Below are 18,470 nucleotides of genomic sequence, written 5' to 3'. Positions count from 1 at the left end.
GGGGGCCATCCGTTCTTGTACATGAACGATGGGCGTCCTTTTGAACGCTCGTGATGGCCCGTGAACCTAGGGGGCGGTTATGGACACGTCAAGAATGCAGACGCCAAATGGGCCGCACCCCGCGTAGGGGTACGGCCCATCGGTTCAACCCGTTGTCGGGTCAGCGCACCTCGGTGATCTCCGGGCCGCGCTGGAGCTGGCCCATGCCGCCGGAGAAGCGCGAGCCCTCCTGCTCCTCCTGCTGGACGCCGTCGGGCATCATCTGCGCGTCCTCCGGGAGCTTCAGGACGATCGGGTCGCGCGGGGCCATCGGGCCCTCGCCGCGGACGACGACCGTGTCCTGGAAGATCTGCTCAAGCAGGCCCGCGGCCTGCGGCTGCACCGCGCCCTGGCCGGAGATGACACCGCGCAGGAACCAGCGCGGCCCGTCCACGCCCACGAAGCGGACCAGCTGCACCCCGTTGGTCCCGTCCGGCAGCTGCACCGGCACCTGGGCCCGCAGCTCCCAGCCCAGCGGACCCTCGACCTCGTCGATGATCCCGCCCTGCTGGGTGATGCCGGAGGCGATCTCCTCGCGGACCTCGCCCCAGATCCCCTCGTTCTTGGGGGCCGCGAAGGCCTGCAGCTGCACCGCGCTGTCGCGCAGCACGACGGTGGCCGCCACGATCGCGTCGCCCGCGACCTCGACCCGCAGCTCCATGCCCTCGACCCCGGGGACGAACAGGCCGCCCAGGTCGACCCGGCCCTCGCCGGCCTCCGACACCTCGGAGATGTCCCACGGACCGTCCGGCCGGGGGGCCGGCGGCAGGTTCACCCTACGCGGCCCGTCCTCGTCGGCGGCATCGTCGGCGTAGTCGGCATCGGCGCCTTCAGCATCGATGCCGTCGACGACCTGCTCGGCCTCGCCCGCCATGTCCTCGGCGGATCCGCTCTTCTTGCGACGTCCGAACACGTCACTGTCCTTCCCGGTCGGATACGACCGAAGCGTATCGATTCCCACCCTGTTCACTGCCGAGGGCCCTGCCCACCGCGGCATGACCGCCAGTGGAACCGAAGCCCCCCTCGGCCCGCGCCGAGCCGGGAAGCTCCGCCACCTCGTGGAAGCGCACCTTCTCGACCTGCTGGACGACCAGTTGGGCAATCCGGTCGAATCGCTCGAACCGCACGCTCTCGCGCGGGTCGAGATTGACCACGATCACCTTGATTTCCCCACGGTACCCGGCATCCACCGTCCCCGGGGCATTCACCAGGGCGACACCGCAGCGTGCGGCCAGGCCGGACCTCGGATGCACAAAGGCCGCGTACCCGTCGGGCAGGGCGATACTCACCCCCGTCGCCAGCACGGCCCGCTCCCCCGGAGCGAGTTCGGCGGCCTCGGTGGTCACGAGGTCGACGCCGGCGTCACCGGGGTGCCCGTACGCCGGAATCGGCACCTCCGGGTCGACACGGCGGATGAGGACGTCTACGGGATTACGGGTCACGGGTTCACCTCGAAGGCGCGGGCGCGCCTGACCTGGTCGGGGTCGGACATGACGGCCTGGATCTCCTCGGCACGGCCGTTGTCGATGAAGTGGTCCACCTTCACCTCGATGAACAGCGCGTCGGCCCGGACCGCCACGGGCCCGTCGGGGCCGCCTATCCGGCCGGTCGCGGTGGAGTAGATCTTCCGCCCGGACACGGCGGTGACCTCGGCCTCCAGGAACAGCACGGTGTCCACCGGCACCGGACGCACGAAGTCGGTCTCCAGGCGGCCGGTCACGGCGATGGTCTGGAGCAGCCAGTTCAGCGAGCCGAGCGTCTCGTCGAGCGCGGTGGCGAGCACCCCGCCGTGCGCGAGGCCGGGGGCGCCCTGGTGGGCGGGGCGCACGGTGAACTCGGCGGTCACCCGCACGCCCTCACCGGCCCGCGCCTGGAGGTGCAGCCCGTGGGGCTGTCCGCCGCCGCAGCCGAAGCAGTGCTCGTAGTGCGCGCCGAGCAGCTCTCCCGGGGCGGGCGCGCCGGGGTGCCTGACCGGCGGCGCGGCGTCGGCCGGGGGCGTCAGGGACGCAGATCTAGCAGTCACAGCCGCTGACCTTACCCGCGCTCCCGGGCGCGAAGCGCGTCGTGCCAAGCTTGCTGTCATGCAGCCGAACGCCCCTCAGTACACCGAACGCCTCACCGCGCCCCGCTCCTGGTGGACGATCGCCGCCCTGGTGGGCGTCGCGTGCGCGCTGATGCTGCTGCCGCTCGGCGGCCTGCCCCTCCTCGGCGGCCTCATCGGAGGCACCGCCGCGGCCGCCGTGGTGGTGAGTTCGTACGGCTCGGTGCGCATCCGGGTCGTCGCCGGCACCCTGGTCGCGGGCGACGCCAGGATCCCGGTGACGGCACTGGGCGAACCGGAGGTCCTGGACGCGGAGGAGGCCCGGGCCTGGCGGCTGCACAAGGCCGACCCCCGCGCGTTCATGCTGCTCCGCAGCTACATCCCGACGGCGGTACGGGTGACGGTCACCGACCCCGAGGACCCGACCCCGTACGTCTACCTGTCGACGAGGGACCCGCAGGCGCTGAAGGCGGCGCTGGACGCGGTGCGGGCGTAGCACCCCGCCCCTGGGGCGCCGCGGGCCCCCAGGCGGCTAACGGCCGAGCTCCTTGGGCAGCTCGCCCGGCCGCAGCGGGTCGGCGGGCTGCTCCAGCGGCGGAAGTTCGGGCAGCGCGTCCCACGGCACCTGCCGGGCGCGCAGATCCGCACGGACATGCGCGGCGAGCTTCTTCGTATCGCGCCGGTTCATCACGGCGCCCACCGCCGCCCCGACCATGAACGGCGTCAGGTTCGGCACATTGCGCATCATGCGCTTCATGATCTGCTGACGCAGCTCGCGCTTCATCTGCCCGCCGAGCGCGACGTTCACGGTCGACGGCTTGGTCACCCGGACACCCCGCTCCTCGGTCCAGGACGTCAGATACGCCGTGGAGCGCTGGGTGAGATTTCCGGACGGCCGCATTCCGTAGACCTCGTGGAGCTCGGCGATCAGCTTGAGCTCGATGGCCGCGACTCCGGTGACCTCCGCCGCCAGCTCGGCCGGCATCGCGGGCGGAACGGGCAGCATCGCGGCGGCGCCGATTCCCGCGCCCACCGCCGAGGTGGCGTTCGCGGCGCCGGTGATGAGTTTGTCGGCGATTTCCTCCGGGCCGAGACCCGGAAAGTGGCGGCGCAACGTCGCCAGGTCGCGCACCGGAATGCGCGGGGCGATCTCGATGACGCGATCGGCGAGGTGGCCAAGCCCTGCCTTCGCGCTCGCGCCGCTCTTGCGCACCCCGTTCTTCAGTGCCGGTACGCCTTTGTGGGCGGCGGCTTTTCCCAGGGCGCCCAGGCGTCGGGCCCCGGCCGCGGGCCCCGCCTGGTCGTCCGGTACTGCTTCGAGCGAGGCCGGCCGGCCCCGCTCGTCGTCACGTGCACGAGCGGCAGAGCTCTCCGCAGGGAGGGCGGAGGGCTCGACGGGCGTCTGGACGCCCTCTGCCGGGCCTGTGCCGCCCTGTGACGCCTCGGGCGTACCCGGGGCACCCTTTCGCCGGAACGGTCGCTTCCGGGGCGGTTCGGCGCCTTCCCCGCCTTTCACGGACGTGCCTGATCAGTCGCAGTCGCGGCAGATCGGCTGACCGTTCTTCTCCCGGGCCAGCTGGCTGCGGTGGTGCACGAGGAAGCAGCTCATGCAGGTGAACTCGTCGGCCTGCTTGGGCAGGACCCGAACGGCGAGCTCCTCGTTGGAGAGGTCCGCGCCGGGCAGTTCCATGCCCTCCGCGGCCTCGAAATCGTCGACGTCGACCGCCGAGGCGGACTTGTCGTTCCGGCGGGCCTTCAGTTCCTCAAGGCTGTCGGAATCGACGTCGTCATCGGTCTTGCGTGGGGTGTCGTAGTCCGTTGCCATGTCGCTCTCCCCCTCTGGGTGGTTGCGGTGTCTCCAGCGCACGTAACGCGTGAGAGGCCGGACTTGTGCCCGACCCGAGGCGGAGATTTTGCCTCACATCAAGGTCTGTTACTCAATCGACACCCAGCCGCACTCCTCAAGAGTGATCGTCTTGGATGGCGATCGGGACCGTACACGGTCCGAATGTCGCACTTCACGGGCGTCACCCCGTGTACTTCCCGTGATCTCGCCCCCCGGAAACCCGGACTTTTCCCGGTTTTCCGGCGGAGGCAATGATCACGGAGAGTAGATGGCCGGAAATTTGCCCTTGTGATTGATCACACACGGACAACTTCGGAACGGGTCCCGAAAATTCCGCTCAAAGCGAACTTCTCGACGGCATCGAAAAGCATCTCAAACTGGCATGGTGACACGCATCACGAGGCCGCCGCCCTCGCGGGGCTCCGCGATGATACGGCCTCCGTGGGCCCGCGCGACGGATCGCGCGATGGAAAGCCCGAGCCCGACCCCCTTGTCGCTGCCCGTGCGCTCCGTGCGCAGCCTTCGGAACGGCTCGAAGAGGTTGTCGATCTCGTACGCGGGAACCACCGGCCCCGTGTTCGAGACCAGCAGGACCGCCTGTCCCTGCTGGAGCTCGGTGGTCACCGAGACCCAGCCGTCCTCGCGGACGTTGTAGCGCACCGCATTCTGCACCAGGTTCAGCGCGATCCGCTCCAGCAGGACGCCATTGCCCTGGACCACGGCGGGCGCCCGCTCGCCGCGGATCTCCACGCCCTTGGCCTCGGCCTCCCCGCGCGCCTGGTCGATGGCGCGGGAGGCGACCTCGGCGAGGTCGACGGGCTTGCGGTCGACGATCTCGTTGTCGCTGCGGGCGAGCAGCAGCAGGCCCTCCACCAGCTGCTCGCTGCGCTCGTTGGTGGCCAGCAGCGTCTTGCCGAGCTGCTGGAGCTCCACGGGCGCCCCGGGATCCGAGAGGTGGACCTCCAGGAGCGTGCGGTTGATCGCGAGCGGGGTTCTGAGCTCGTGCGAGGCGTTCGCCACGAACCGCTGCTGGGCGGTGAAGGCCCGCTCCAGGCGGTCCAGCATGTCGTCGAAGGTGTCGGCGAGCTCCTTGAGCTCGTCGTCCGGACCGTCCAGCTCGATCCGCCGGGTCAGGTCGGTCCCGGCCACCCGGCGGGCGGTGCGGGTGATCCGGCCCAGCGGCGACAGGACGCGGCCGGCCATCGCGTATCCGAACGCGAACGCGATGACGCTGAGGCCGACGAGCGCCATCAGCGAGCGGGTCAGCAGGTCGTCCAGCGCGTGCTGGCGCTGCTCGGCGACGCACGCCTTCAGCGCGGCGTTCGCCTCGTCGGCCGACAGGCCGGGGGTGAGCGCCGGGCACGAGTTGCTGGTCAGCTGGATCTTGCTCTCGGGGAGCAGCTTGAAGGGCAGCTCGTTGGCCGAGTGCAGGGCCGTCGCCGCGAGCAGGTAGATGATCGAGAGCAGCAGGATGCCAGCGATCATGAACATGCCGCCGTAGAGCAGCGTGAGCCGTATCCGGATGGTCGGGCGCACCCACGGGAACGGGGGCTCGGCCCCTCGGGGGTCCCAGGTCGGTTTCGGTGGCGCCGCCGGTGGCGGCACGGGGGTCGTGGCCATCGGGGTCAGATCCGGTATCCCGAGCCCGGCACCGTGACGATGACGGGCGGCTCGCCGAGCTTGCGGCGCAGCGTCATGACGGTCACACGCACCACGTTGGTGAACGGGTCGGTGTTCTCGTCCCACGCCTTCTCAAGAAGCTGCTCGGCCGAGACGACGGCTCCCTCGCTGCGCATCAGGACCTCCAGGACCGCGAACTCCTTCGGAGCCAGCTGGATCTCCTTGCCGTCGCGGAAGATCTCGCGCCGGTTCGGGTCGAGCTTGATGCCGGCGCGCTCCAGGATGGGCGGCAGCGGCACGGTCGTGCGGCGGCCCAGCGCCCGCACGCGCGCGGTGAGCTCGCTGAAGGCGAAGGGCTTGGGCAGATAGTCGTCGGCGCCGATCTCCAGGCCCTCGACGCGGTCGCTGACGTCGCCGGAGGCGGTCAGCATCAGGACCCGGGTGGGCATCCCGAGCTCGACGATCTTGCGGCAGACGTCGTCGCCGTGCACCAGCGGGAGGTCCCGGTCGAGCACGACCACGTCGTAGTCGTTGACGCCGATGCGCTCCAGGGCGGCGGCGCCGTCGTAGACGACGTCGACGGCCATGGCCTCCCGGCGCAGTCCGGTGGCCACCGCATCGGCGAGCAGCTGCTCGTCCTCGACGACGAGTACGCGCACGGCGCTTTTCCTTCCTCTGAGCCCTCGCGGGCCGCAGTGCCCCGGGGGCACGTGGGCCCACGCGGGCGGTTCTCCTGAGCCCGTGTGGGCCGTTCTGTGGGCACTGAAGCAGTGACTGTGCGCTTCCATCCTGCCCCTTACGGCCATAAACCGGCGGTAAGACGGTGCCGTCGCACAGTCACCCCCCGACCTGCGGCTTCGCCGTCGGCGTCGGAATTCGCCGGATTCCCACGCGAGTTGAGGTTTCTGTGGGACGTGGCCTGGGGAGGACGACTGCACACCCGCGATCACGCCCTGTATCTGGCATGCCACATACAGGCTGCTCCTGATCGTGACCCACCGTCGGCACACCCCCGTGCCACCGACCCACGACGAGGGGGCGCACCATGGACGCATTCACCGCAGGACTCCTGCAGCGCATAAGGGCCACGGAGACGGACCTCACGCGGGCCCGCGAGAACGGCGACGACTTCCTCGTGGAAGTGGAAGAGGCCGAGCTCGACGATCTCCATCGTCTCGCCGCCGAACACGGCGTCGAGGTGGCGGCCACGGCAAGCTGAGCACGCACGCGAACCCCCGGCACCGCGGGACGGTGCCGGGGGTTCGCGCTGTCCGCGCCGGCGTCGGGGCGCAGGCGGGGGTTCAAAGACAGGCTCTCAGTCGTGCCAGGCGCCGTACTCCTCAAGGAGGGCCTGGAGCGGGGCGAAGAGCTCCGGGCTCGCCGCGATCGTCAGCTCCCGCGACGGCGGGTCTCCCGGGCGCCCACCGGTCAGGGCGCCCGCCTCGCGCGCGATGAGGTCGCCCGCCGCCAGGTCCCAGGGGTTGAGCCCGCGCTCGTAGTACGCGTCCAGGCGTCCGGCCGCCACGTCGCACAGGTCGATCGCCGCCGAGCCCCCGCGCCGCACGTCACGGAACCGCGGGATCAGCTTGGCCGCGATCTCCGCCTGGTGGGCCCGCACCGACTGGACGTAGGCGAAGCCGGTCGCGAGCAGCGACTGGGCGAGCGGGGCCGCCGGACGGCAGCGCAGCGGCCGCTCGCCCACGAACGCGCCGCCGCCGAGCACGGCGTGGAACGTCTCGCCGCGCATCGGCACCTCGACCACGCCCGCCACCCGCACCCCGTCCCGCTCGGCGGCGATGGAGACGGCCCAAGTGGGCAGACCGTAAAGGTAGTTGACGGTTCCGTCGAGCGGGTCGATGACCCAGCGCACCCCGCTGGTGCCCTCGCTGGAGGCGCCCTCCTCGCCGAGGAAGCCGTCGTCGGGGCGGTGCTCGACGAGGAAGCCGGTGATCAGCTTCTCGGCCGCGATGTCCATCTCGGTGACGACGTCGATCGGGCTCGTCTTGGTGGCGGCGACGCCCAGGTCGGCCGGGCGCCCGTCGCGCAGCAGCGCCCCGGCCCGCCGGGCGGCCTCCAGGGCGAGCGCTAGAAGTTCGCGGTTCTCGGTGTGTTCGGTGTTCTCGGCGGTCATCGTCGCTCCCTACGCGTACGGGCTGTCGGCGCCGGCCGCGGCGGGCCGCGGGGCCCGGGCGGGGCAGCAGCCGACCGGGCACAGGTCGTGCGAGGGGGCGAGCGCGCCCAGGGCGCAGCGCTCCACCGGCTCCCCGCGCTCGGCCGCCGCCCGCTCCAGGACGAGCTCGCGCACGGCCGCGGCGAACCGGGGGTCCGCGCCGACCGTGGCCGACCGGGCGATCGGCAGACCGAGCTCGGCCGCCTTGGCCGTGGCCTCCGTGTCGAGGTCGTACAGGACCTCCATGTGGTCCGAGACGAAGCCGATGGGCACCATCACGACCGCCGGGACGCCGTCCCCGTGCAGCGCCTCCAGGTGGTCGCAGATGTCCGGCTCCAGCCACGGGATGTGCGGGGCCCCGGAGCGGGACTGGTAGACGAGCCGCCAGGGCCGCTCCACGCCGGTCTCCTCGCGGACGGCGTCGGCGATCACGCGGGCCACGTCCAGGTGCTCGCGCACGTACGCGCCGCCGTCCCCATGCTCCTGAAGCGGGCCGGAGGTGTCGGCGGCGGCGGTGGGGATGGAGTGCGTGGTGAACGCGAGGTGGGCGCCCGCGCGGACCTCCTCGGGCAGCGCGGCCAGCGAGGCGAGCACGCCGTCGATCATCGGGCGCACGAAACCGGGGTGGTTGAAGTAGTGCCGCAGCTTGTCGACACGGGGCGGCTCGATGCCCTCCGCCTCCAGCGCGGCCAGCGCGTCCGCCAGGTTCTCGCGGTACTGGCGGCAGCCCGAGTACGACGCGTACGCGCTGGTCGTGAGCACGGCGATGCGGCGGTGGCCCGCCTGGGCCATCTCGCGCAGCGTGTCCGTGAGGTACGGCGCCCAGTTCCGGTTGCCCCAGTGGACCGGGAGGTCCAGGCTGTTCTGCGCGAAGTCCTTGCGCAGGGCGTCGAGCAGGGCGCGGTTCTGCTCGTTGATGGGGCTGACCCCGCCGAACCGGAAGTAGTGCTGACCGACTTCCTTCAGCCGCTCCCGGGGGATGCCCCGGCCGCGCGTCACGTTCTCCAGGAACGGGACCACGTCGTCGGGACCTTCCGGGCCGCCGAAGGAGAGCAGCAGCAGGGCGTCGTACGGAGCCGCTTCGGGGGCCGCTCCTGGAGCTTGATCGCGCAGATCGGACATGGCATCGATCCTGCCATCCGCCACTGACAACCGGGGCACCGGGAACGGGGCACGGCGAACCGGCCGCATCGGCGCCCGGGGAGGACGGCGCCCGGAAAACGTGGTGCGCACGCGCCACTCTGCACCGTAAGTTCAACACCGTAAGGTTTAGGAATTAACTGCTCGGTTGAGCCGGAAGCCGGAGCCCCCATGGCCAGTCCCTACCGCGCGATATTCGCCGCCCCCGGCGCCCTGGGGTTCTCCGCCGCCGGTCTGCTCGGGCGGATGCCGCTGTCCATGATGGGCATCGGCGTCGTCACGATGGTCTCCCAGCTCACCGGCCGCTACGGGCTCGCCGGCGCGCTCTCGGCGACGCTCGCCATGTCGGCCGCGGTGCTCGGCCCGTACATCTCGCGCCTCGTCGACCGGCACGGGCAGCGCCGGGTGCTGCGGCCCGCCACGCTCGCCGCGGTGGCCGCCGTCGCCGGACTGCTCGTCTGCGCCCAGCAGAAGGCGCCGGACTGGACGCTGTTCGTGTTCTCGGCGGCCGCGGGCTGTGTGCCGAGCGTCGGCTCGATGGTCCGGGCCCGCTGGGCCGAGATCTACCGGGGCGACGGCCAGAGCCTGCACGCCGCGTACTCCTGGGAGTCGATCGTCGACGAGCTCTGTTTCATCGTCGGCCCGATCCTCTCCATCGGGCTCTCCACCGCCTGGTTCGCCGAGGCGGGGCCGCTGATGGCGGCCGCCTTCCTGGTCGTCGGCGTCTTCTGGCTGACCTCCCAGCGCGCCACCGAGCCCGTCCCGCATCCGCGCGAGCACCACAGCGGCGGCTCGGCGCTGCGCTCCCCGGGCCTGAAGGTCCTGGTCGCCACGTTCGTGGCGACGGGCGCCATCTTCGGCGCGGTCGACGTCGTCACCGTGGCCTTCGCGGACGAGCGGGGCCACAAGGCGGCGGCCAGCCTGGTGCTCGCGGCGTACGCGCTCGGCTCGTGTCTGGCGGGGGCGGTGTTCGGGCTGCTGCGGTTCAAGGGCGCCATCGCCACCAGGTGGCTGGTGGGCGTGTGTGCGATGGCGGTGAGTATGATCCCGCTCCAACTGGCCGGGAGCCTGCCGTTCCTGGCCGTGGCGCTCTTTGTCGCGGGCCTGTCCATCGCGCCGACGATGGTGTCGACCATGGCCCTCGTCGAGCAGCACGTACCGCGCAGCAAGCTCACCGAGGGCATGACCTGGACCAGTACCGGGCTCGCGGTCGGTGTGGCGCTCGGTTCGTCGGCCGCCGGGTGGGCGGTCGACGCGGCGGGCGCGCGCTCGGGGTATCTGGTGCCCGTCGTGGCGGGAGCACTCGCGGCCGCGGTGGCGTTCTCGGGGTACCGCCGGCTGCGCAGGCCGGCGCGGCGACGGGAAGGGCTGGCAGATGAGCGGAGCGAGCAGCAGCACGTGGCGTAACTGGGCGGGCAACGTCACGGCCCGACCGGTCCGGGAGGTGTCCCCCGCCTCGGCGGCCGAGGTGGCCGCGGTCGTCCGCCGGGCCGCCGAGGACGGTCTGAAGGTGAAGGCGGTCGGCACCGGCCACTCCTTCACCACGGCGGCGGCCACCGACGGCGTGCTCATACGCCCCGATCTGCTCACCGGCATACGGGAGATCGACCGTACGGCGATGACCGTGACCGTCGAGGCGGGCACGCCCCTGAAGCGCTTGAACGCGGTCCTCGCGCGCGAGGGGCTCTCCCTCACCAACATGGGCGACATCATGGAGCAGACGGTCGCCGGGGCCACCGCGACCGGCACCCATGGCACCGGCCGCGAATCGGCGTCGATCGCCGCCCAGATCACGGGCCTTGAGCTGGTCACCGCGGACGGCTCGCTCCTCACCTGCTCGGCCAAGGAGAACCCGGAGGTCTTCGCGGCCGCCCGGATCGGTCTGGGGGCGCTCGGGGTGGTCACCGCGATCACCTTCGCCGTGGAGCCGGAGTTCCTGCTCACCGCGCGCGAGGAGCCGATGACGTTCGACCGGGTGACGGGCGACTTCGACGAACTGTTCGCGGAGAACGAGCACTTCGAGTTCTACTGGTTCCCGCACACCGGCAACTGCAACACCAAGCGCAACAACCGCAGCGCCGGCCCCGCCGCCCCGCCCGGCCGGGTGAGCGGCTGGGTCGAGGACGAACTGCTCTCCAACGGGGTCTTCCAGGTGGCCTGTTCACTGGGCCGGGCCGTGCCCGCGACGATCCCGGCCATCGCCAGGATCTCCAGCCGCGCCCTCTCCGCCCGGACGTACACCGACATTCCGTACAAGGTCTTCACAAGTCCGCGCCGGGTGCGGTTCGTGGAGATGGAGTACGCCGTCGCGCGCGAGGCCGTCGTCGACGTGCTGCGCGAGGTGCGGGCACTGGTCGACCGCTCCGGGCTGCGGGTGAGCTTCCCGGTGGAGGTGCGCACGGCGCCGGCCGACGACATCGCGCTCTCCACGGCGTCCGGCCGGGACACCGCGTACATCGCCGTGCACATGTACAAGGGCACGCCGTACCAGGCGTACTTCACCGCCGTGGAGCGGATCATGACCGCGCACGGCGGCCGCCCGCACTGGGGCAAGGTGCACACCCGCGACGCCGAGTACTTCGCCGCGGCCTATCCGCGCTTCGGCGAGTTCACGGCCCTGCGCGACCGGCTCGACCCGGAGCGGCGGTTCGCCAACGCGTATCTGCGGCGGGTGCTCGGCGACTGACGCTCAGGCGGCGGGCGGGGTCGCGGAGGACCCGGTGGACGGGGTCGCACCTGTGCCGCCGTCGGCCGTCCCCTTGCCGGTGTCGCCGCTCGGGGACGGGGAGGGCGGCGGGCTCGGGGTGCCGCCGGTCGTGCCCTGGCCGCCGGTGGTGGTGCCGGGCGAGGTGGACGGGGTGGGCGAGGGGCTGGTGCCGGTCGAGCCGCCGGACGTACCGCTGGTGCCGGACGTCGAACCGCCGCCCTGCCCCGGGTCCTTGGAGGACGGCTGCCCGCCGTCGGTGCCGGTGTCCGGGGTGCGCCGGTTGTCGCGGTCGGTCTCCGGCGCCTTGTCCGACGACCTGGCGCCGCCGCCGCTGACCACCGAGCCGAAGGTGGTGCCGCCCTTGCCGCCGCTCAGCTCCCCGCCCGACGCCAGTTCGTACGTGGTGATGCCCGCCATCGCGATGACGAAGACGACGGCGGCGCCGAGCGCGGACCGCTTCCAGCCCCGGATCCGGGTGCCGTGGACGGTGGCCGCGCCGAACTCCCCCTGGCGCGTCTCCTCGTACGCGGGCAGTCCCGGCGACTGACGGGCCTTCGGGATCGCCTGGACGGTGACGTCGCGCAGCTGCTCCCCGGTCCGCCGGAACAGATGCTGGAAGACCGTGCCGCCACAGGTGGCGACGATGCTCACCACACCGGCGCCGAGGATCGTCCCGTAGACGCCGAGCTTGGAGGCGAGCACGGCGGCCGCGATCGCCGCGAGCGCACTGCCCGCGACCTGGGGGACGCTCAGGTCGAGGCGCTTCTCGTCCTGCTTCGTCCCGGTATCCGGCTTCTCACCCATCTGAGCCTCTGTTCGCCCTTCTCCGCCAGCTTGTACGTAGAGGGGACCTATGGGCGAAGCGAATAGTTCCGTTTCTGGCGATTGTGTGAAGCACGACACGTACGAAGTACGTGTCGTCACGGCGCACGGCGTCCAACTCCCGCCCCCCGGGAGAACTTCGGCGGCGCGGCGGTCCACCCAGGTGGCCCGAATGGAGTACTGTGGCGAGCCCTGGGCCTGGTCTCCCTCACGGGTTTCCGGGTCCTGCGGGAGGGGGCCGAAAGCGGCACTCGAACCGGCGGAGCCGTGGCACCGTACGGGCGCCTGCTGGTGGAGCGACCACATCGGTCACTCTGCGTTGCAAACAGGTAACCGTGCCATAACGGCGTACCAGGGCACATGCCCGACACGCCGGGCAACTCGGCAATGTTGTGGCAGGCTGAACCCGGGCAGGCCACACTCGACTAGCGGAAGCAGCGACGCAGGTGACGTCGGCAGGCACCACCCGGGAGGTCCCCATGCCCGAACTGCGTGTCGTGGCCGTCTCCAACGACGGCACACGACTGGTGCTCAAGGCTGCGGACAGCACGGAATACACGCTTCCGATCGATGAGCGGCTGCGCGCCGCCGTGCGCAACGACCGTGCTCGCCTGGGCCAGATCGAGATCGAGGTGGAGAGCCACCTCCGGCCGCGCGACATCCAGGCGCGTATACGAGCCGGTGCCTCGGCCGAAGAGGTCGCCCAGCTCGCCGGGATCCCCGTCGACCGGGTGCGCCGCTTCGAGGGCCCGGTGCTCGCGGAGCGCGCCTTCATGGCCGAGCGGGCCCGCAAGACCCCGGTCCGGCGTCCCGGCGAGAACACCGGACCGCAGCTCGGCGAGGCGGTCCAGGAGCGGCTGCTGCTGCGCGGCGCCGACAAGGACAGCGTCCAGTGGGACTCCTGGCGCCGCGACGACGGCACCTGGGAAGTCCTGCTCGTCTACCGCGTGGCCACCGAGCCGCACGCGGCGAGCTGGACGTACGACCCGCCGCGCCGTCTCGTCCAGGCCGTCGACGACGAGGCCCGCTCGCTGATCGGCGAGAGCGACGACACCCCCGAGCCGAGCTTCCCGTTCGTGCCCAGGATCGCCCGGCTGCCCCGGGACCGGCCGCTGGACCGCGCCCTGGACCGGCAGTTGGAGCGGCCCACCGCGCCGGAGCCGGTGGCGGACGAGAGCGACTCGCTCACCAGCCTCCTGGAGGCGGTGCCCAGCTTCCGGGGCGACATGGTCGTGCCCGAGCGGCCCGCCGCCCCGCCCGAGCCGCCGGCGAGCGAGCCCGAGGCCGAGCCGGAGGTCGAGGAGCCGCCGGCGCCCGCCGCCTCGGCGGGTGCGGGCGCCGCGTACGCCGATGTCCTGATGCCGCGCTCGGTGAGCGGTCACCGCGACCGGCTCACCGGCACGACCGACCGCCAGGCCGAGGCGGACGGCGTCCGGCCCGGGCGCCGCGCCGCCGTGCCGAGCTGGGACGAGATCGTCTTCGGCACGCGCCGCAAGAAACAGGAGTAGCCGCGCCTGCGCGCAGGCTGTCGCTTCCCCGTAGGGGAAGCCCGTACGACCCGAGGGGCCCGCGCGCGGCGCGGGCCCCTCGGTGCACATGCGCTACTGCGGGTCGGGGCCGGTCGCCACCGGGCGCGACTCGTCCGAGGACCAGTGCGACCAGGAGCCCGCGTAGAGCGCGGCGGGGATGCCCGCGACCGCCAGGGCCAGCACCTCATGGGCGCCGGAGACCCCGGAGCCGCAGTAGACGCCGACCTCGGTGCCGGAGGCGCCCAGCGCCTTGAAGCGGTCGGCGAGGACGTCGGCGGCCAGGAAGCGCCCGTCGGGGCCGACGTTCTCGGTGGTCGGCGCCGAGACCGCGCCCGGGATGTGGCCGCCGACGCGGTCGATCGGCTCGACCTCGCCCCGGTAGCGCTCCCCCGCCCGGGCGTCCAGGAGCAGCCCCGAGCGGGCGAGGGCGGCCGCCGCGTCCGCGTCGAGCAGCCCCAGCGCGCCGGGCACGGGCTCGAAGTCGCCCTCGGCGGGCGTCGGGAGCTCGGTGGAGAGCGGGCCGCTCCAGGTGGCGAGGCCGCCGTCGAGGACCCGTACGTCCTGGTGCCCCGTCCAGCGCAGCAGCCACCACGCGCGCGCGGCCGCCCAGCCCTGGCCGCCGTCGTACACGACCACCGGCGTCCCGGCCGACACGCCCGCGCGGCGCATCACCGCCCCGAAGGCGGCGACATCGGGCAGCGGATGGCGCCCGGCCGGGCCGGGCGGGGCGGCGAGCTCCGCGTCGAGGTCGACGAAGACCGCGCCGGGGATGTGCCCGGCCGCGTACTCGGCCCGGCCGTCGAAGGGGGCGGCGCCGGCCGCCTTGGCCAGGCTCAACTGCCAGCGGATGTCGAGCAGGACCGGCGGCCGCGTCCCGGCCAGCTCGCTCGCCAGTTCGGATGCGCTGATGATGGCGTTCATGGGGCCATCCTCGCGCAGTGCCCGCCGCAACGTCATGGGCGCGAAACGGATGAGAAATGCCAAAGTGGGCATCCCTCCTGCGGGAACGCGCCAAAAACGGCGCGGCCGGGGCGCGCATCGCCTCCGGTGGTGCAAGCATCTGCGAGGGGGTGGGCGCGCGGCGCGGCCGGCCGCCCACTTCTTTAGGGCGCGTTGTCACAGCGATGGTCCGAGGAGAGAGTCACGATGTCCCAGGCAGAGACCCGGCACACACCCGGAACACCCTGCTGGGTGAGCCTCATGGTGCACGGCCTGGCGCCTATCCAGGAGTTCTACGCGGCGCTGTTCGGCTGGGAGTTCCGCCCCGGGCCCGCCTCGCTCGGCCCGTACGTACGGGCCTTGCTCGACGGCGCCGAGGTCGCGGGCATCGGGCAGCTCCCGCCCGACCGCCATCTGCCGATCGCCTGGACCACGTATCTGGCCACCGACGACGCGGACGCGACGGCCGAGGCGATCCGGCACTGCGGCGGCACGGTCGGGGTGGGCCCGCTGGACGCGGGCGACGCGGGCCGGCTGGTGATCGCCTCGGACCCGGAGGGCGCGGTCTTCGGCGCCTGGCAGGCCGAGGCGCACGTCGGCAACACGGTGGCGGGCGCACCGGGCACGCCCGTCTGGAACGAGCTGGTGACCCGTGAGACCTCCGCCGTCGGCAAGTTCTACGAGTCGGTGTTCGGCTACGAGGAGGAGGCGGTGGTCTCGGCCGACTTCGACTATGTGACGCTGCACCTCGACGGCCGCCCGGTCGCGTCCCTGCACGGCGTCGGCCACGCCCTGCCGCGCGACAAGGGCGCGCACTGGATGACGTACTTCGAGGTCACGGACGCCGACGCGGCGGCCCGCCGGGTCACCGAACTCGGCGGCCACGTGATCAAGCCCCCGCGCGACGGTTCGAGCGGCCGGGTGACAACGGTCGCGGACCCGGAGGGCGCGGTCTTCACGCTGGTGCGGTCGGCGGCCTGACTCAATCGGGCAGTCCGCACGCGGTACCGGGTGCCCTACAGGGGCGCGAGCAACCCGGCACGGTCCGCAGCCGAATACCCGCCCTCGCGAGGCGGCTACGCATCCACCGGAAGCACGTCCGGCGACAGCGCCGCCGCGCGTGCGGCCGCCGCTGTCATGCGCCGGCGGTGGTGGCGCCTGCACAGCACCTCGTAACCGATCTCGTCCTCGGACTGGTTGACGTCGCCGACCACCACCTGGGCGCCCTCGACGACCATCTCGCCGCCGACCGTGCGGGCGTTGTGCGTGGCCCGCGCGCCGCACCAGCACAGCGCCTCGACCTGAAGGACCTCGACGCGGTCGGCGAGCTCGACGAGCCGCTGGGAGCCGGGGAAGAGCTTGGAGCGGAAGTCGGTGGTGATGCCGAAGGCGAAGACGTCCAGGTCGAGGTCGTCGACGACCCGGGCGAGCTGGTCGATCTGGCCGGGCGCGAGGAACTGCGCCTCGTCGGCGATCACATAGTCGCAGCGGCCGCCCTTGGAGAGATGGGCGACGAGGTACGCGTAGAAGTCGAAGCCCTCGGCGGCCTCGACGGCGTCCGTCACCAGCCCGAGTCGGGAGGACAGCTTGCCCTCGCCCGCGCGGTCGTCCCGCGTGAAGATCATGCCCTGGAGTCCGCGCGCGGACCGGTTGTGCTCGATCTGAAGAGCGAGGGTGCTCTTTCCGCAGTCCATCGTTCCGGAGAAGAACACCAGCTCGGGCATGGGAGGGTGACGGCCTTTCGGGTCTGCGCACGCGCACGCGGCACGCGCGCGTGGCGGGCGGGAGAAGTACGGGAAGGGTGAAGGGTTACGAGCGTACTTCGATGAGCGGCACCAGCTGCTCGACGGGGGTCATCGAGCCGTGCATGCCGACCATCGCGGACTCGTTCGGCTCGTTGCGCGACGCGGTGATCACCACATCGGCGTGCGCGGCCGCGACGACGTCGCCGATCCGTCCGTGCACCCGCTCGTCGCAGGCGCCCGGCTGCCCGAACCAGCCGGCGGCTATGGCCTCCTCGCGGCCGGCCACCCAGAACTGCTCGCCGAGCACCTCGCGCCAGACGGCGAGGACGTCGGCGTGGGCGCCCGGGACCGCGTACACATGGCGGGCCCGGCCCTCGCCGCCGAGCAGGGCGACGCCCGCGCGCAGCTCCCAGTCCTCGTCGAAGTCGATACGGGACTGCTCGTCGAAGGGGATGTCGATCATGCCGTGGTCGGCGGTGACGTACAGCGCCGAGCGGGGCGGCAGCTGCTCGGCGAGCCGCTGGACGAGCCGGTCGACGTACATCAGCTGGCCGCGCCAGGCGTCGGAGTCGACACCGAAGCGGTGGCCCTTGCCGTCGACCTCGCTGTAGTACGTGTAGACCAACGAGCGGTCACCCGCGGCCAGTTGCTCGGCCGCGAGGTCCATGCGCTCCTCGCCGGAGAGCCGCCCGTGAAACGTTCCGCCACTGAGTGCGACCTTGGTCAGCGGGGTGTGCTCGAAGGTCGGCGACGACACCTGCGCGGTGTGGACCCCGGCCGCGTCGGCCAGCTGGAAGACCGTGGGGTACGGCTGCCACACATGCGGGTCGGTCCACGGCCGCCAGCGCAGCTGGTTCATCAGCTCCCCGGTCTCGGGGTTGCGCACGGTGTAGCCGGGCAGGCCGTGCGCGGCGGGCGGCAGGCCGGTGCCGACGGAGGCGAGCGAGGTGGCGGTGGTGGCCGGGAAGCCCGCGGTGATCGGGCGACCGGTGCCGCCGCGCGAGGTGCCGAGCAGCGAGTGCAGATAGGGCGCCTCGTCCGGGTGCGCCTTGATCTGCTCCCAGCCGAGGCCGTCGATCAGGAAGACGCAGTTCCGGTCGGCCGGGGCGAGCTCGGGGATCGCGGCGCTCACGCCGGGCACGCCCTGGCCCGCCGCGAGTGTGGGCAGCAGGTCGGCGAGCGAGCCGCTGCCGTACTCGGGCAGGGGGGCGGTGTCGAGGGCGAGGGGTTCCGGATCCTGCCAGTAGGGCTGGGCCATCAGCGGCCGGTCGCCGCGGTCGCCTCGGAGAGCGCCTGCGCGAAGGCGAGGGTCTGGCGCACGGTGTCCGGGCCGTCGCCGGCCTCGCTGACCCGCAGGCTCAGGTCGTCGGCCGTGGCGTTGCCGGTGTAGCCGTGGTCGGCGTCGCAGTTGGGGTCGCCGCAGGCGGCGGGCTCCAGGTCGATCCGGGACACCGCGCCCCAGCCGATGGTGAGGACCACCTCACGGGGCAGCACGCCCGGCGTGTACGACTCGGGGTTGGCGACGACGCGGCTGACCACCACGGACGAGATCCGGCCGATCTTCACGGACTCCGTCGAGGTCGTCGCGTACGGCGTCGGGGAGCTGGTGTCGGCGTTCTGCTCGTCGGTGTGGCTCACGATGAAACGATTGTCCGTGAGGACGAGGACCGTGACGTGGCGGCGCACCTCGTTGGCGTCGAAGGTGGTCTCCTGGTGCACCAGGTACGACGCGATGGGCTCACCACCGACGGCGGCCTCCACCGCCTCGGCCACAAGGGCCGGGTAGTAGCCGCTGCGCTCGATCGCCGCGCGCAGCCCCTGGGTCATCGTGCCGGTCTTCGCCATGGACTCCATCCTACGGGGCCCCGGGGC

The 18,470-nt window shown here is 72.3% G+C and carries 20 protein-coding genes; 6 read left to right on the top strand and 14 right to left on the bottom strand.

Annotated elements, in window-relative coordinates; genetic code table 11:
- Positions 1-160 precede the first annotated feature (160 nt).
- Genes ACGFRG_RS29850 through ACGFRG_RS29840 form a run of 3 tightly spaced genes read right to left on the bottom strand, consistent with a single transcriptional unit; the run spans position 161 to position 2,062 of the window.
- Positions 161-952, bottom strand: a complete 792-nt coding sequence (locus tag ACGFRG_RS29850) for a DUF3710 domain-containing protein (RefSeq protein WP_361426180.1) — start codon at positions 950-952, stop codon at positions 161-163.
- A gap of 1 nt (position 953) precedes the next feature.
- The gene (gene dut, locus ACGFRG_RS29845) at positions 954-1,481 is read right to left on the bottom strand and encodes a dUTP diphosphatase (RefSeq protein WP_361426177.1); all 528 of its coding nucleotides are present in this window, start codon (positions 1,479-1,481) and stop codon (positions 954-956) included.
- Complete coding sequence (locus ACGFRG_RS29840; RefSeq protein ID WP_361426174.1) at positions 1,478-2,062, bottom strand: PaaI family thioesterase; 585 nt, start codon at positions 2,060-2,062, stop codon at positions 1,478-1,480. The genes dut and ACGFRG_RS29840 overlap by 4 nt, the downstream gene beginning before the upstream one ends.
- Before the next feature lie 58 nt (positions 2,063-2,120).
- On the opposite strand from ACGFRG_RS29840, the gene ACGFRG_RS29835 reads away from it, so the two are divergent.
- Complete coding sequence (locus ACGFRG_RS29835; protein WP_393268871.1) at positions 2,121-2,576, top strand: DUF3093 domain-containing protein; 456 nt, start codon at positions 2,121-2,123, stop codon at positions 2,574-2,576.
- Positions 2,577-2,612: 36 nt separating this feature from the next.
- Here ACGFRG_RS29835 and ACGFRG_RS29830 read toward each other — a convergent pair whose 3' ends face one another.
- The 4 genes from ACGFRG_RS29830 to ACGFRG_RS29815 form a co-directional block, all read right to left on the bottom strand.
- Positions 2,613-3,596 carry a hypothetical protein gene (locus ACGFRG_RS29830; protein WP_361426168.1) on the bottom strand — a complete coding sequence of 328 codons (984 nt, stop codon included), beginning with the start codon at positions 3,594-3,596 and terminating at the stop codon, positions 2,613-2,615.
- A 12-nt stretch (positions 3,597-3,608) separates the two neighbouring features.
- A complete protein-coding gene (locus tag ACGFRG_RS29825) occupies positions 3,609-3,905 on the bottom strand; it encodes a DUF4193 domain-containing protein (protein WP_067165176.1) in 297 nt (98 codons plus the stop codon).
- Between the two features lie 393 nt (positions 3,906-4,298).
- On the bottom strand, positions 4,299-5,546 hold the full coding sequence (locus ACGFRG_RS29820; protein WP_361426165.1) for a HAMP domain-containing sensor histidine kinase: 1,248 nt from the start codon (positions 5,544-5,546) through the stop codon (positions 4,299-4,301).
- 5 nt (positions 5,547-5,551) lie between these two features.
- Complete coding sequence (locus ACGFRG_RS29815; RefSeq protein ID WP_101390599.1) at positions 5,552-6,205, bottom strand: response regulator transcription factor; 654 nt, start codon at positions 6,203-6,205, stop codon at positions 5,552-5,554.
- Between the two features lie 386 nt (positions 6,206-6,591).
- Here ACGFRG_RS29815 and ACGFRG_RS29810 point away from each other — a divergent pair, with 386 nt between their 5' ends.
- Positions 6,592-6,765: a hypothetical protein gene (locus ACGFRG_RS29810; protein ID WP_361426162.1), complete on the top strand. Its 174-nt coding sequence runs from the start codon at positions 6,592-6,594 to the stop codon at positions 6,763-6,765.
- A 96-nt stretch (positions 6,766-6,861) separates the two neighbouring features.
- Here ACGFRG_RS29810 and ACGFRG_RS29805 read toward each other — a convergent pair whose 3' ends face one another.
- Both ACGFRG_RS29805 and ACGFRG_RS29800 read right to left on the bottom strand, forming a co-directional pair.
- The gene (locus ACGFRG_RS29805) at positions 6,862-7,677 is read right to left on the bottom strand and encodes an inositol monophosphatase family protein (protein WP_393268865.1); all 816 of its coding nucleotides are present in this window, start codon (positions 7,675-7,677) and stop codon (positions 6,862-6,864) included.
- A 9-nt stretch (positions 7,678-7,686) separates the two neighbouring features.
- Entirely contained in the window at positions 7,687-8,838 is a 1,152-nt protein-coding gene (locus ACGFRG_RS29800) for a ferrochelatase (protein ID WP_393268862.1), read from the bottom strand.
- Positions 8,839-9,027: 189 nt separating this feature from the next.
- Here ACGFRG_RS29800 and ACGFRG_RS29795 point away from each other — a divergent pair, with 189 nt between their 5' ends.
- Together ACGFRG_RS29795 and ACGFRG_RS29790 are read left to right on the top strand one after the other, a co-directional pair.
- A complete protein-coding gene (locus ACGFRG_RS29795; protein WP_361426153.1) occupies positions 9,028-10,263 on the top strand; it encodes an MFS transporter in 1,236 nt (411 codons plus the stop codon).
- Positions 10,232-11,542 (top strand): D-arabinono-1,4-lactone oxidase, encoded by a 1,311-nt coding sequence (locus ACGFRG_RS29790; RefSeq protein WP_393268858.1) that lies wholly within the window; start codon positions 10,232-10,234, stop codon positions 11,540-11,542. Before ACGFRG_RS29795 ends, ACGFRG_RS29790 begins: the two co-directional genes overlap by 32 nt.
- Before the next feature lie 3 nt (positions 11,543-11,545).
- On the opposite strand, the gene ACGFRG_RS29785 is transcribed toward ACGFRG_RS29790, so the two are convergent.
- Positions 11,546-12,367 (bottom strand): hypothetical protein, encoded by an 822-nt coding sequence (locus ACGFRG_RS29785; RefSeq protein WP_361426147.1) that lies wholly within the window; start codon positions 12,365-12,367, stop codon positions 11,546-11,548.
- Positions 12,368-12,864: 497 nt separating this feature from the next.
- Between ACGFRG_RS29785 and sepH the strand changes: the two genes are divergently transcribed.
- Positions 12,865-13,893, top strand: a complete 1,029-nt coding sequence (gene sepH / locus ACGFRG_RS29780; RefSeq protein WP_361426144.1) for a septation protein SepH — start codon at positions 12,865-12,867, stop codon at positions 13,891-13,893.
- Between the two features lie 93 nt (positions 13,894-13,986).
- Here the strand turns inward: sepH and ACGFRG_RS29775 are convergent, their stop codons facing one another.
- Positions 13,987-14,835: a sulfurtransferase gene (locus ACGFRG_RS29775; protein ID WP_361426141.1), complete on the bottom strand. Its 849-nt coding sequence runs from the start codon at positions 14,833-14,835 to the stop codon at positions 13,987-13,989.
- A gap of 225 nt (positions 14,836-15,060) precedes the next feature.
- Between ACGFRG_RS29775 and ACGFRG_RS29770 the strand changes: the two genes are divergently transcribed.
- Positions 15,061-15,834 (top strand): VOC family protein, encoded by a 774-nt coding sequence (locus ACGFRG_RS29770; protein ID WP_361426138.1) that lies wholly within the window; start codon positions 15,061-15,063, stop codon positions 15,832-15,834.
- A gap of 95 nt (positions 15,835-15,929) precedes the next feature.
- On the opposite strand, the gene ACGFRG_RS29765 is transcribed toward ACGFRG_RS29770, so the two are convergent.
- From ACGFRG_RS29765 to ACGFRG_RS29755, 3 genes are all read right to left on the bottom strand, one after another.
- Positions 15,930-16,577 carry a thymidine kinase gene (locus tag ACGFRG_RS29765; protein ID WP_361426135.1) on the bottom strand — a complete coding sequence of 216 codons (648 nt, stop codon included), beginning with the start codon at positions 16,575-16,577 and terminating at the stop codon, positions 15,930-15,932.
- A gap of 85 nt (positions 16,578-16,662) precedes the next feature.
- Positions 16,663-17,856 (bottom strand): alkaline phosphatase family protein, encoded by a 1,194-nt coding sequence (locus ACGFRG_RS29760; protein ID WP_393268852.1) that lies wholly within the window; start codon positions 17,854-17,856, stop codon positions 16,663-16,665.
- The gene (locus tag ACGFRG_RS29755) at positions 17,856-18,443 is read right to left on the bottom strand and encodes a DUF5998 family protein (protein WP_188275427.1); all 588 of its coding nucleotides are present in this window, start codon (positions 18,441-18,443) and stop codon (positions 17,856-17,858) included. The genes ACGFRG_RS29760 and ACGFRG_RS29755 overlap by 1 nt, the downstream gene beginning before the upstream one ends.
- Positions 18,444-18,470 lie beyond the last annotated feature (27 nt).

It is taken from the genome of Streptomyces sp. NPDC048696 (assembly GCF_043198895.1).
Taxonomy (GTDB): domain Bacteria; phylum Actinomycetota; class Actinomycetes; order Streptomycetales; family Streptomycetaceae; genus Streptomyces.
Note: the sequence above shows the minus strand (reverse complement) of the source record. Positions and strands in the feature narration are given on the sequence as shown.

What these genes read in the sequence shown, in the direction of transcription:
- ACGFRG_RS29835 (WP_393268871.1), top strand. Translation starts at nt 2,121, where the DNA reads ATGCAGCCGAACGCCCCTCAGTACACCGAACGCCTCACCGCGCCCCGC.
- ACGFRG_RS29825 (WP_067165176.1), bottom strand. Translation starts at nt 3,905, where the DNA reads ATGGCAACGGACTACGACACCCCACGCAAGACCGATGACGACGTCGAT.
- ACGFRG_RS29820 (WP_361426165.1), bottom strand. Translation starts at nt 5,546, where the DNA reads ATGGCCACGACCCCCGTGCCGCCACCGGCGGCGCCACCGAAACCGACC.
- ACGFRG_RS29810 (WP_361426162.1), top strand. Translation starts at nt 6,592, where the DNA reads ATGGACGCATTCACCGCAGGACTCCTGCAGCGCATAAGGGCCACGGAG.
- ACGFRG_RS29805 (WP_393268865.1), bottom strand. Translation starts at nt 7,677, where the DNA reads ATGACCGCCGAGAACACCGAACACACCGAGAACCGCGAACTTCTAGCG.
- ACGFRG_RS29800 (WP_393268862.1), bottom strand. Translation starts at nt 8,838, where the DNA reads ATGTCCGATCTGCGCGATCAAGCTCCAGGAGCGGCCCCCGAAGCGGCT.
- ACGFRG_RS29795 (WP_361426153.1), top strand. Translation starts at nt 9,028, where the DNA reads ATGGCCAGTCCCTACCGCGCGATATTCGCCGCCCCCGGCGCCCTGGGG.
- ACGFRG_RS29790 (WP_393268858.1), top strand. Translation starts at nt 10,232, where the DNA reads ATGAGCGGAGCGAGCAGCAGCACGTGGCGTAACTGGGCGGGCAACGTC.
- ACGFRG_RS29785 (WP_361426147.1), bottom strand. Translation starts at nt 12,367, where the DNA reads ATGGGTGAGAAGCCGGATACCGGGACGAAGCAGGACGAGAAGCGCCTC.
- sepH (WP_361426144.1), top strand. Translation starts at nt 12,865, where the DNA reads ATGCCCGAACTGCGTGTCGTGGCCGTCTCCAACGACGGCACACGACTG.
- ACGFRG_RS29775 (WP_361426141.1), bottom strand. Translation starts at nt 14,835, where the DNA reads ATGAACGCCATCATCAGCGCATCCGAACTGGCGAGCGAGCTGGCCGGG.
- ACGFRG_RS29770 (WP_361426138.1), top strand. Translation starts at nt 15,061, where the DNA reads ATGTCCCAGGCAGAGACCCGGCACACACCCGGAACACCCTGCTGGGTG.
- ACGFRG_RS29765 (WP_361426135.1), bottom strand. Translation starts at nt 16,577, where the DNA reads ATGCCCGAGCTGGTGTTCTTCTCCGGAACGATGGACTGCGGAAAGAGC.
- ACGFRG_RS29760 (WP_393268852.1), bottom strand. Translation starts at nt 17,856, where the DNA reads ATGGCCCAGCCCTACTGGCAGGATCCGGAACCCCTCGCCCTCGACACC.
- ACGFRG_RS29755 (WP_188275427.1), bottom strand. Translation starts at nt 18,443, where the DNA reads ATGGCGAAGACCGGCACGATGACCCAGGGGCTGCGCGCGGCGATCGAG.